The organism is Daejeonella lutea (assembly GCF_900168015.1).
GTDB classification, from domain to species: Bacteria; Bacteroidota; Bacteroidia; order Sphingobacteriales; family Sphingobacteriaceae; genus Daejeonella; species Daejeonella lutea.
Genome location: NZ_FUYR01000002.1, coordinates 972855 through 985049, shown reverse-complemented (window position 1 = coordinate 985049; position 12195 = coordinate 972855). Strand labels below are relative to the sequence as shown.

General features: G+C 42.1%; 11 protein-coding genes. 10 read left to right on the top strand and 1 reads right to left on the bottom strand.

Translation table 11 applies throughout. The annotated features are described in order from the left end of the window. Positions 1 to 16: 16 nt before the first annotated feature. The 6 genes from dcd (at position 17) to B5X60_RS13415 (ending at position 5765) form a co-directional block, all read left to right on the top strand. Positions 17 to 553, top strand: coding sequence for a dCTP deaminase (gene dcd, locus B5X60_RS13440; protein WP_079703191.1), 537 nt, complete (start codon positions 17 to 19; stop codon positions 551 to 553). A 119-nt stretch (positions 554 to 672) separates the two neighbouring features. Further along, positions 673 to 3384, top strand: coding sequence for a TonB-dependent receptor plug domain-containing protein (locus B5X60_RS13435; protein WP_079703190.1), 2712 nt, complete (start codon positions 673 to 675; stop codon positions 3382 to 3384). Further along, positions 3385 to 4152, top strand: coding sequence for an enoyl-CoA hydratase/isomerase family protein (locus tag B5X60_RS13430; RefSeq protein ID WP_079703189.1), 768 nt, complete (start codon positions 3385 to 3387; stop codon positions 4150 to 4152). It abuts the gene before it with no gap. Next, a complete protein-coding gene (locus tag B5X60_RS13425) occupies positions 4152 to 5027 on the top strand; it encodes an SDR family oxidoreductase (RefSeq protein WP_079703188.1) in 876 nt (291 codons plus the stop codon). Before B5X60_RS13430 ends, B5X60_RS13425 begins: the two co-directional genes overlap by 1 nt. Before the next feature lie 12 nt (positions 5028 to 5039). Continuing rightward, positions 5040 to 5429 carry a RidA family protein gene (locus B5X60_RS13420; protein ID WP_079703187.1) on the top strand — a complete coding sequence of 130 codons (390 nt, stop codon included), beginning with the start codon at positions 5040 to 5042 and terminating at the stop codon, positions 5427 to 5429. A 54-nt stretch (positions 5430 to 5483) separates the two neighbouring features. Then, a complete protein-coding gene (locus B5X60_RS13415) occupies positions 5484 to 5765 on the top strand; it encodes an ATP-dependent Clp protease adaptor ClpS (protein ID WP_079703186.1) in 282 nt (93 codons plus the stop codon). Here B5X60_RS13415 and B5X60_RS13410 read toward each other — a convergent pair whose 3' ends face one another. Further along, entirely contained in the window at positions 5766 to 6704 is a 939-nt protein-coding gene (locus B5X60_RS13410; protein ID WP_139377469.1) for a PorP/SprF family type IX secretion system membrane protein, read from the bottom strand. Positions 6705 to 6960: 256 nt separating this feature from the next. Between B5X60_RS13410 and B5X60_RS13405 the strand changes: the two genes are divergently transcribed. From B5X60_RS13405 to B5X60_RS13390, 4 genes are all read left to right on the top strand, one after another. Then, positions 6961 to 8418 (top strand): CoA-acylating methylmalonate-semialdehyde dehydrogenase, encoded by a 1458-nt coding sequence (locus B5X60_RS13405; RefSeq protein WP_079703185.1) that lies wholly within the window; start codon positions 6961 to 6963, stop codon positions 8416 to 8418. Positions 8419 to 8489: 71 nt separating this feature from the next. Continuing rightward, a complete protein-coding gene (locus B5X60_RS13400; RefSeq protein ID WP_079703184.1) occupies positions 8490 to 9836 on the top strand; it encodes an aminotransferase class III-fold pyridoxal phosphate-dependent enzyme in 1347 nt (448 codons plus the stop codon). A 90-nt stretch (positions 9837 to 9926) separates the two neighbouring features. Beyond that, a complete protein-coding gene (hydA, locus tag B5X60_RS13395) occupies positions 9927 to 11306 on the top strand; it encodes a dihydropyrimidinase (RefSeq protein WP_079703183.1) in 1380 nt (459 codons plus the stop codon). A 19-nt stretch (positions 11307 to 11325) separates the two neighbouring features. Next, positions 11326 to 12192: a nitrilase-related carbon-nitrogen hydrolase gene (locus B5X60_RS13390; protein ID WP_170878451.1), complete on the top strand. Its 867-nt coding sequence runs from the start codon at positions 11326 to 11328 to the stop codon at positions 12190 to 12192. The last annotated feature ends 3 nt before the right edge of the window (positions 12193 to 12195 follow it).

Sequence of the window (12195 nt, the reverse complement as noted above, 5' to 3'; positions counted from 1 at the left end):
AATCTTACGCTTATTTATGATACTTTCCGACAAGTTAATCCTGGAAGAAATCGACAAGGGAAATATTATTATTGAACCCTTTAAAAAAGACTGCCTGGGAACAAATTCCTATGATGTACATCTTGGGAAATACCTTGCGACCTACAAAAACAGGGTACTTGACGCAAAAGCTCATAATGAAATAGATCACTTTGAAATCCCTAAAGATGGATTCGTTCTGCAGCCAAACACACTTTATCTTGGTGTAACTTTAGAATATACCGAAACACATAAACATGTTCCATTTTTGGAAGGTAAATCGAGTACCGGAAGACTAGGGATTGACATTCATGCAACAGCCGGAAAAGGTGATGTGGGATTTTGTAATACCTGGACATTAGAAATATCATGTGCCCAGCCTGTTAAAATTTACGCCGGTATGCCTATCGGTCAGTTGATCTATTTTGTGGTCGAAGGGGATATCGCAACCATGTACAATACCAAAGGAAACGCTAAATACAACAACAAGACCACTAAACCTGTTGAAAGTATGATGTGGAAGAATTCATTTTGATACTTACTAAGCGGTAGCGATCAGTAAAAAATAATCCAAACCGGATGTAATCCTCATATTTTTCGTAAATTGAGGTAATCTCTTTCATGCAGGACCCAATCCTGTAAAAAACTACTCCGATGAACAGGCGCCTGCTTTTACTTTTCCCATCCCTTATTTTAGCTGCCATTTTTGGCTTCGTCCAGGAAGACGAGCCCCTAAAGAAGATCATTTCTCAGATCGAAAAGTACCGCGCAGAATATCCTCAGGAAAAAGTACATCTACACATGGATAAGCCATATTACGCAATTGGCGATAACATCTGGTTTAAGGCTTACGTAGTGAATGCTGAGAAGAATGAACTATCCGGGCTCAGTAAGATTCTGTATGTCGACCTCATAAACGACAAGGATTCTGTTAAACAATCTCTGAAGTTACCACTTAACCTTGGTCTTGCATGGGGTGATTTTTCCCTCTCAGATTCCCTGAAAGAGGGTAATTATCGCATCAGGGCTTACACAACCTGGATGCGGAATTTTGGTGAGGAATATTTTTTTGATAAAACCTTTACAGTAGGGAATTCCATTTCCAATACAGTTCTGACTAATGTGAATTACACATTTAGCAAGACAGGGAATGCTGAAAAAGTTGTTGCAGACATCCAGTATACGGATATGGATGGGAAGCCCCTCGTTAACAAAGAGGTGAATTATAATGTAAATCTAGATTTCAGGAATATTTCTAAAGGAAAAGCCACGACAAATACCCAAGGAAATATCACTATAACCTTTGTAAATAATCAGCCCTTTATTTTGAAATCGGGGAAAATCATCACCAGTATTGTACTCGACGAAAAAAACTCTGTTTCTAAAAGCTTCCCGGTGAAGTCTACGTCCAATCAGGCAAGTGTACAGTTCTTCCCGGAAGGAGGTGAACTTGTCACGGGGATAAGGACCAGGGTAGGGTTCAAAGCAGTCGGGGCGGATGGCCTTGGGATGAAAGTTTCCGGGTACATAACGGATAAGAGTAATAATAAGCTAACGGAATTTGTTTCAGAACACGCTGGAATGGGCCTGTTCCCATTGCATCCGCTAGCTAATGAGACTTACACGGCTCATATTAAGTTTGAAGACGGTTCGGAAAAAACATTTGATCTACCACGAATTCAACCGAAAGGTTATGTACTCAATGTCAACAATACTGATGCAGAGAATCTCAACCTGACCATAACAACATCTGAAATAGTTCAGGCTGATGCAAAATTCACTCTTGTTGCTCAGACGAATGGGGTAGTTCATTTCGTGGCCAAAAATAAGCTTGAAGCACAGTCTTTCAACGCCAAAATTCCCAAAAAAAGATTTCCAACTGGCATCTTGCAGTTAACAGTGTTCTCCCCGGCCAATCAACCTGTTTCTGAAAGGCTGGTATTCATAAACCACTCTGATTTTCTTAAAATTAACCTGAATACGCCTAAAACAGATTTTGATAAGCGGGAGAAAATTAAATTGTCCCTGGATGTAAAAGATGCAACATCGAAACCTGTTGTCGGAAGTTTCTCTGTGGCGGTTATTGATGAAACGAAAGTACCATCCAAAGAATCTTCCGAGACAACTATCCTGTCAAATCTCCTGCTTAGCTCCGACCTTAAAGGTTTTATCGAGGAGCCGAATTATTATTTTAGTGAGATGAGTGATACTAAGGTAAGGCAATTAGATCTTTTGCTGTTAACACAGGGATGGCGTCGCTTTGAATGGAAAAGCATCCTTTCCGATTCGTTCCCCAATCTGGTTTACCAGCCGGAATCCAACATGGAAATAACTGGTCGGGTTAAAGCATTAAATGGCAAACCTGTAATCGGGGGAAAGGTTACATTATTTTCCTCATCAGGCGATGTTTTTTTAATGGATACCGTTACAGATGCTAAAGGAGAATTCAAGTTTCAAAACTTAACTTTCAGTGATAGCACGAAGTTTATCGTTCAAGCCAGGAACGAAAGAGATCGCAAGAATGTAGAAATTGAGCTGGATAGGATACCGGCTCAACTGGTAACAAAGAATAAAAACGAGCCGATGCTCGAAATTAATGTCAATCGGTCGATCCTTCCCTACCTTCAAAACAGCAAGAATCAGTTCGACGAGTTAAGGCGTTATGGATTGGTCGGAAAAAGTATAATGCTCGCGGAGGTCAAAGTAGTAGAGAAAAAGCCCGTACTCAAAAATTCATCCAATCTGAACGGAGCTGGAAATGCTGACGCAATTATCAAAAGTGAAGACCTGCAGAATTGCACTTTTATTACTCAATGTATTCAGGGCCGAGTCGCCGGCATCGTTGTAAACAATGGAATTGTCTACTCGGTTAGAAGCATGAACAGTTCGTTCAGAGGCCCTGTACCGATGCAAATCGTTATCGATGGAATGATGGTTGAACCAGAGTTTATTTCTTCGATCAATCCACTTGATGTTGAAAGCATAGAAGTCCTTAAAAGTGGAGCAAATACTGCAATTTATGGATTGCGCGGCGGAGGCGGTGTATTAGTGATCAATACGAAGCGACCGGACCTGAACAAAGATTACAGAACTTATGCGCCAGGGATTATAAGTTATAATCCAAAAGGATTTCATAAAGGGCGCGAGTTCTACGCTCCTGACTATGCAGATCCTAAAATCAATACTAAAATGGCTGATCTAAGAACGACGATTTATTGGAACCCGAATGTTGTTAGTGATTCTACCGGAAAAGCTAGCGTTGAGTTTTTTAATGGTGACGGTCCGGGAACGTACAAAGCAATTGTCGAAGGGATAGACATAAACGGAAAAATAGGTAGACAGATTTATAGATACAGCGTCAAATAAATGAATACAATTAAAGTCAACATTAAAGATAAGATAGCTGTTATACAGCTTGACCGCGGCCGTTCAAATGCGATCAACGCAGAGATGGTTTCGGAGCTCGGACAAATGCTTTTGAACATCGGGAAAGACGAAAACATTGCGGGGGTCATAATTACCGGCAAAGAAGGATTTTTCTCCGCCGGTCTCGATCTGATTGAACTCTATGAATATAATGAAGAACAGATCAGTCAATTCTGGAAAGACTTTCTGAATCTTGTTACCATTATGGTTTCTTTCAGGAAGCCAATGGTAGCTGCTATCAGTGGCCACAGCCCTGCAGGTGGATGTGTAATTGCTCTTTGCTGCGATTATCGGATAATGTCTGAGGGGAAATTTATTATCGGCCTGAATGAAGTTCCTGTTGGCATAATTGTTCCCCAAAGTATTTTTCAACTTTATTCTTTCTGGCTTGGATCGGCTACTGCATACCGGTATATGCTTGAGGGGAAATTATTGCATACTGAAGAAGCACTTGCATCTGGACTTATCGATGAGCTGGTAAAACCAGAGAGTATTTTGCATGCGGCTGAACGCAGGATCCAAAAATATATACAAATGGATTCAACAACCTGGCAGCAGAGCAAAGCCAATTTACGAGGAGAACTTTTAGCAAAAGTAAGTGCTGACCAGTCAGATATGCTGGAAATCATGCTTAAGCAGTGGTGGTCTCCGAGTACCCGATCAATCTTAAAAACAATCATTCAAAATCTACAGCAAAAATCTTCCTGATGTATAACCAACCTATGTTAAGAGATGATGCTCTATCCGGCAAAACTATTATTGTAACAGGAGGCGGCACCGGTTTGGGTCGCGCAATGAGTACCTATTTTCTAAAGTTAGGGGCTAATGTAGTTATCACCAGCAGGAAACTGGATGTCCTTGAAAAAGCTGCATCAGAAATGGAGACCGAAACCGGAGGAAAAGTTCTTCCACTTCAATGTGATGTAAGAAATCCTGATGAGATCGATGCTGTTTTAAAGGCGTCGTTAGCTAGGTTTGAAACTGTAAACGGTTTGCTGAACAATGCGGCCGGGAATTTCATTTCCCCTACAGAAAGATTGTCAGCAAATGCATTCTCGACTATCATTGACATTGTGCTCAAAGGCACGGCAAACTGTACCATGGCACTTGGAAAACATTGGATAAAAGAGAAACAACCTGGAACAATTTTAAATATCATTACAACCTATGCCTTTACTGGCTCCGGTTATGTTGTTCCCTCAGCATGTGCCAAGGGTGGAGTACTCGCTATGACCAGATCGCTGGCTGCAGAATGGGGGAAGTATGGCATTCGTAATAATGCGATTGCACCAGGGCCTTTTCCGACAAAGGGCGCCTGGGATCGACTACTTCCGGGTGATATGGCAAAAAAATTCGACTTCAAAAACAGAGTGCCACTGAAGCGCGTCGGCGATCATCAGGAACTGGCTAATCTTGCTGCCTTCTTGATGTCTGATTTTTCAGGATATATTAATGGAGAGATCATTACGATCGATGGGGGTGAATGGCTTCAAGGCGCAGGGCAATTTAATGGTCTGGAAATGGTCACACCGGAAATGTGGGATATGCTCGAGCAAATGACGAGGTCGGCAAAAGGGAGCTGAGAGCAAGGAACAATGAAGACGAAACGAATTAATATATCCTCAGGGGCGATCTGGGAAGATCGTGTAGGTTACAGCAGAGCGGTGCGCATCGGCGACATTATTGAGGTTTCCGGAACCACCGCAGTAGATGGTGAAGAAGTCATCGGAAAGGGAGATATCTACCAGCAGGCAAAATTTATTTTTGGAAAAATTGAAAAGGCCTTGAAAAACTCCGGAGCTTCAATGTCTGATGTTATCCGGACAAGGATGTATGTAACTGATATTTCCCGCTGGGAAGAAGCCGGAAAAGCACATGCTGAATATTTTTCTGAAATACGGCCGGCAACCTCGATGGTTGAAGTGAGCCGACTTATTGATGCGGATCTGCTTATAGAGATTGAAGTTACCGCCGTGGTAAAATGACAGCATTCTCAATTAGACCTAGCGAAATCATTATTCAATCTGTATTTTTGTAAAATGGGAACACAGGTACAGGAAGAAACTCTGACGCTTGAAGAAGTATTAGCTGCGTTAAAAGTTAACCATCGCCTTATTCTTTGGAATGATGATACGAACACATTCGAGCATGTGATTCACTGTTTGGTAAAATATCTTGATTACACTGACAAACAAGCCGAACGAATCGCATGGACAGTTCACAATGATGGTAAATGCACCATTTTAGAAGGATCGTACACAGAGGTTGAGGTCTACCGCAAGATTCTGCAGCAAGAAGGCTTGACTGTCAGCGTCGAATAATCAAAAATAACACTTTGGAAGGTTACTCCGGGATCCTTTCGACCCAATTCTAAAGTTCAGAACTATTTCATGTGAGCCCTTTTCGACTCTGGCAAGCTTCGAGGTAGTGAAATCATATGAATATCCCAACTGAATATTTGGTGTTACTTGCAACTCTGCAATCATGTCAAATGAATCCATTGAACGAACAGAACCTCCCAGCCATAAAGTTTCTTTCAGTAAAAAATTAGCATTCACGTCAATCTGTACGGGTGAACCGCTAACATATTTAACTAAGACATTCGGTTTGAATTTTATGTCAGGGCTTATAGTTGCAAGATACCCGCCCTGCATTATGTAATGGGGCTTGTACGCTGTTTCAGAAGGAGTTTGTCCACCAAGGTCTCGGTAATAAAAGAAGGGAGATGAAATGCCTGCATAAAACTTTTCAGAGAATAACATCATTCCCATTCCGAAGTTTCCCCGTAGATTGTTCTGATCAACAAACACTGGATCTGAAGAAGCTGAGGAGCTGCCCGTAAGACTATATTCACCAACATATTTACTAATGCCGCCATTAACCCCTACTGCAAGATAAGTTCCTTCGCTAACCTGAACACGATGGGCTACTGTTGCAAATGCCCCGTTATCTCTGATAACTTCGCCAATTTGATCTCTCATTAAAATTAATCCAACAGACGTGTTCGAGCTTTTTATTGGGCTATGAATAGAAAGTGTTTGAGTGTTAGGTGCACCTTTAAACCCTACCCACTGCTGCCGGGCCAAAGCTGTAATATTAAGCGATTCGTCTATCGCAGAATATGCTGGATTAACAACCAGGCCGTTGAACATATACTGCGTAAACATTGCTTTCTGCTGAGCATACGCAAATTTATTCCCCATCAGCAGAATGAAACATGCTAAGGAGCAAAGAATAAATCGTTTGAAACTTACAAGCATCAGTTTGTGGGTTCGGTTAAACGGGTAGTCGGATAACCATTGGTATTCTTCTACGCATCGCCACAGAAATGGTTACATAAGCCAATAAGCAATAGGTTATTTTAATGTCATATAATTTGGTTTTATTTGTCCCGGCATCCTGATCAGGGCTTAAGACTCGAAATCACAGGCAAACCGAAGGATCTTGCTTAAATTGAAATGTTTTAGTAAATTCAATATCCCCATAATCAGAAACTATAAGCTAATCCCTAAATGCATGAAATACCCGGCAGTTAAAAATTTTATTCAAGGACAGTTTGTTGATGCTGAGAATAGTGATATCTTAAATGTTATATCACCGGTCGACGGCACCCATCTTTCAACAGTACCTATGTCAACCGCTGCAAGTTTGGATAATGCCGTATCCTCAGCCAAAGCAGCGTTCAAATTCTGGGGTAAAACTCCAATAAAAGAACGGGTTCAGGTATTTTTCAAATTCAAGGCACTTTTAGAGAAAAATAAACTTGAACTGGCCAAGCTTGTTTCGGAGGAAAATGGGAAAACCCCGGACGAGGGTTTGGCGGAGATAGAAAAATCAATTGAGCTCACTGAGTTTGCCTGCTCCCTGCCCCAGCTGATTACAGGTGAGTTGCTCGAAGTGAGTAAGGGCATCGAATGCCGTACAGAGCATGTGCCACTTGGCGTTGTGGCTTCGATTGTTCCATTCAATTTTCCAAGCATGGTTCCGTGCTGGACAATTCCCAATGCAATAGCGCTGGGAAACTGCATGATCATAAAACCCTCCGAAAAAGTCCCATTAAGCATAGGCCGTATAGCAGAATTACTAAAAGAAGCAGGCTTACCTGATGGGGTACTAAATGTAGTGCATGGAAACAGTGCTGTCGTTGATGCTATTTGCGATCACCCGGATATTGAGGCGGTATCGTTTGTAGGGTCGACAAAGGTTGCTAAAATTGTATACAGAAGGGCTACCCAAAATTACAAGCGCTGTTTGGCTTTGGGCGGTGCAAAAAACCATTTACTTGTTTTGCCAGACGCAATTCCGGATATGACAGCACAAAACATAACGGCTTCTATGAGCGGATGCGCTGGTCAGCGATGCATGGCTGCTTCAGCAATGGTTGCGGTTGGTGAGGTTGATCACATAATAGATAAACTTTGCGCAGAAGCAAAGAAAATGGTAGCAGGCCAGAACCTTGGTGCGGTAATCAACAGTGAATCCAGGGAGCGGATTGAAAACTACATCGATGAGGCAGAAAAAATGGGCGCGAAAATTCTTGTTGACGGTAGAAACACAATCGTTAGCGGAAAGGAAAAAGGAACTTATATCGGGGCAACAATAATCGACTACGTGACTCCGGATATGTCAGTCGCAAAAGAGGAAATCTTCGGGCCTGTAATAAGCATCATGAGAACAAAAACTCTTGATGAGGCAATTGCAATTGAAAATAACAACCCTTACGGAAATGCCGCATCCGTGTTTACTCAAAATGGCGCGGCCGCGAGATATGTTATTGAACATGCTAGCGCAGGTATGGTAGGTATCAATGTGGGTGTGCCAGTACCGCGTGAACCTTTCTCTTTCGGAGGATGGAACGAAAGCAGATTTGGTGTTGGTGACATCACAGGAAAAAGCTCAATTGAATTCTGGACGAAACTTAAAAAATCGACGACGAAATGGAATCCCCAGGCGGGAGTAAACTGGATGAGCTAAAGGAGTTGAAAGGGGAAAGTTGAAAGTTGAAAATTTCAAAAAGATGATAGAGCAAATAGGGAAAATCAGATATGTCAGAAGTAATAAATAGAAGCCAGACGAAAGAGATTATACAAGATAACCTCGATTACACCATGTTCTCATGGAGTAAGCAAAAAGGTATTGATCCGATTGCTGTAAAATATGCTAAAGGTGTCTACCTCTACGATCATGACGAAAAAAGGTATATCGACTTTTCATCCGGATTGATGAACGTTAACATCGGTCATGGGGACCAGAGGATTACCGAAGCAGTTGTGAAGCAGATGCAGCAGGTAAGTTATGTGACACCTTCTTGTGTTACAGAAGTTCGGGGCGAGATAGGCAAGAAACTGGCAGAAATTTGCCCTGGAGATCTTAACAAATCATTTTTCACCTTGTGCGGAGCAAGTTCTATTGAGAATGCTATCAAGGTGGCGCGATTACACACAGGCAGACATAAGATCCTAACGCGATATCAATCCTATCATGGATCAAGCTATGGAGCAATCTCTGCTAGCGGGGATCCAAGACGCATTCCGGCAGACTCGCAGCAAGCGCCTAATTTCATCCATTTTGATCTGCCGATCTCCTACCGTTGGAACTATGGCGACGAAAATCTATTAAAAGAATCGGTGCATCAGCTTGAGCGGATAATCGCTTATGAAGGACCTGGAACAATTGCTGCAATAATTTTGGAAGGAGAATCTGGATCCTCAGGTTGCCTTAAGTACCCGAAGGGATATCTACAACAGGTCAGAAGGATCTGTGATGACAACGGGATATTGCTTATCGCCGATGAAGTAATGAGCGGATTTGGTCGTACCGGACAATGGTTCGGGTTTCAAAATCACGATATAATTCCTGATATGATCGTGATGGCAAAGGGAATAACCTGCGGGTACCTGCCATTCGGATGTTTGATGTTGTCAGACCGGATAGCCGCTAAATACGATGATGCTGTACTCCCACTTGGATTAACATATTCGGCACATCCAGTAAGCTGTGCTGCTGCCCTTGCAACTCTGCAAATTTATGAAGATGACAATCTTATCGAAAATGCCGCTGTTATGGGCAAATATGTAGATGAGCAGGTTGCAATTCTAAGGCAAAAACATTTATGTATAGGAGATTGGAGAAATACTGGGTTGCTGGGTTGCCTTGAACTGGTAAAAGATCGCGAAACGAAAGAGCCTATGGCGCCTTTTAACGCCAAACCGGATCAAATGACCGTGATGAATAAAGTTGCTGCCCGAATAAAAGAACTTGGCATGTACACTTTCGTAAGATGGAATTATATTTTTATAGCACCACCTCTTAATATTACAAGAGATCAAATCGACGAAGGCATTGCTATCATATCAGAAGCATTAAAAATAGCTGACGAATCGTTGAAATAAAAAGCTAATGAAATCCTCTGCTCTCCGGGTTAGTTTATTACATGTTGATGAGAAATGCTACAAAGAAAACTTTAAAGAAAGGAAAATAATTTGTCAGTCCTGATTAAAAATGGCCGGATAATAACTGCATCAGAAGACTATGTTGCAGATATCTTTATTGAGGGAGAGAAGATAAAAACAATCGGCAGAGATTTGTCTCTTCAAGCAGACGAACTTATCGACGCCCAGGGATTAATGATATTCCCGGGGGGAATTGATCCTCATGTACACCTGGATATGCCTTTTATGGGCACGTTTTCCAGCGACAGTTATGAGACAGGTACCCGAGCGGCATTGTACGGAGGAACAACGATGGTTATCGATTTTGTACTTCAAACTCAGGGTGATTCGCTTAAAAATGCCCTTAAGGATTGGCGATCAAGAGCGGATGGCACCGCTGTCGGAGATTACAGCTTTCATATGGCCGTTACGGACTTCAATCCGGAAACAAAACTGGAAATAAAGGAAATGGTCGAAGAAGGAATTACATCCTTCAAAACTTTTATGGCTTATAAGGGGTCGCTAATGGTTGACGACAGGCAAATGGTAGGCCTGATGGAAGAAGTAAAAAAGCAGGGTGGTATTGTTACCACCCACGCTACAAATGGTGATATGATCGACTTTTTGGTAGCAAAACACAAGTCAGAAGGTAAGCTATCACCACTTTATCATTATCTGTCACAACCTGAGATAACGGAAGCGGAAGCATCGGCCAGGTTTGCCGATATGATAAGTTATACAAAAAGTCCTGGCTACATCGTGCACATGACTTGCCAGGGTGCTCTGGATGCGATCCGGGATTCAACTTTCCGGAACCAGAAAGTATTTGCTGAAACATGTATACAATATTTGACCCTGGACGCTTCATTATATGAACAGGATTTTGAAGGTGCCAAATGGGTAATGAGCCCGCCTTTGCGGGAGAAAAAAGATCAGACTGCTTTATGGGCAGGTATTAACCAGGGTCTGGTTCAGGTCGTAGCAACAGATCACTGTCCGTTCACCTGGGAGCAAAAACAATTGGGGAAAGCGGACTTCTCGAAAATCCCCAATGGCCATCCTGCTATTGAGCACAGAATGGAGCTTCTATTTTCTGAAGGTGTTCACAGCGGAAAAATCAGCTTAAATAAATTTGTCGAAGTTTCAAGCACTAACGCCGCGAAGATATTTGGCTTATTCCCTCAAAAAGGAACGATCGGGATTGGTTCTGATGCTGATTTGTTAATCTTTGATCCTGAAATGGAGCATGTAATTTCCGTTGATACCCATCATATGAATACAGACTATTCTGCATATGAAGGCTGGAAATTGAAAGGGAAAGTTAAAACAGTTTTGCTGAGAGGGAAAATTGTAATCGACCAAAATGAATGCCTTGTTGGAAAGGGCAATGGGCGGTTTATAAAACGTAAGAAAGTCACCGGGATCATTTAATCCCAAATAAAATTTAAAGATGCCAAGAAAAGTAAAATCGGGCCTTATTCAGATGAGTCTGGCAAAAACTGAGGGTGAAGGTACTATTCAGGAGATTAAAGATGCAATGCTAAAAAAGCACATTCCTTTTATAGAAAAAGCGGGTGAGCAAGGCGTTCAGATCTTATGTCTCCAGGAAATTTTTAATACTCCCTACTTTTGCCCGGGGCAGGATAAAGCCTGGTATGACTCCGCCGAAAGCGTTCCTGGTCCTACGACCGATTTAATGGCAGAGTACGCCAAAAAATATAAGATGGTGATGATTGTTCCCGTATATGAAAAAGAGCAGGCGGGGTTTTTATATAATACTGCAGCTGTAATTGATGCCGATGGCACCTATCTTGGGAAATATAGAAAGAATCATATACCACACACAACGGGTTTCTGGGAAAAGTTCTTTTTCAAGCCTGGTAATCTTGGCTATCCGGTATTTCAGACTGCTTATGCAAAAATAGGTGTATACATTTGCTACGACAGACATTTTCCGGATGGTGCGCGTGTATTGGGACTGAACGGAGCTGAGATAGTTTACAATCCCTCTGCAACTGTTGCGGGCTTGTCCCAATACTTGTGGAAACTGGAACAACCTGCACATGCTGCAGCTAACGGTTATTTTATGGGCTGTATAAATCGCGTTGGGGAAGAAAAGCCATGGAATCTGGGCAGGTTTTACGGATCGTCATATTTTGTAGACCCACGCGGTCAAATCTTTGCACAAGCTTCTGAAGACAAGGACGAACTTCTTGTATCCGAATTTGATCTCGATATGATCGAGGAAGTTCGTAATACATGGCAATTTTTTCGGGACAGAAGGCCCGAAACCTATGGCAAATTAACAGAATTGTAGGTT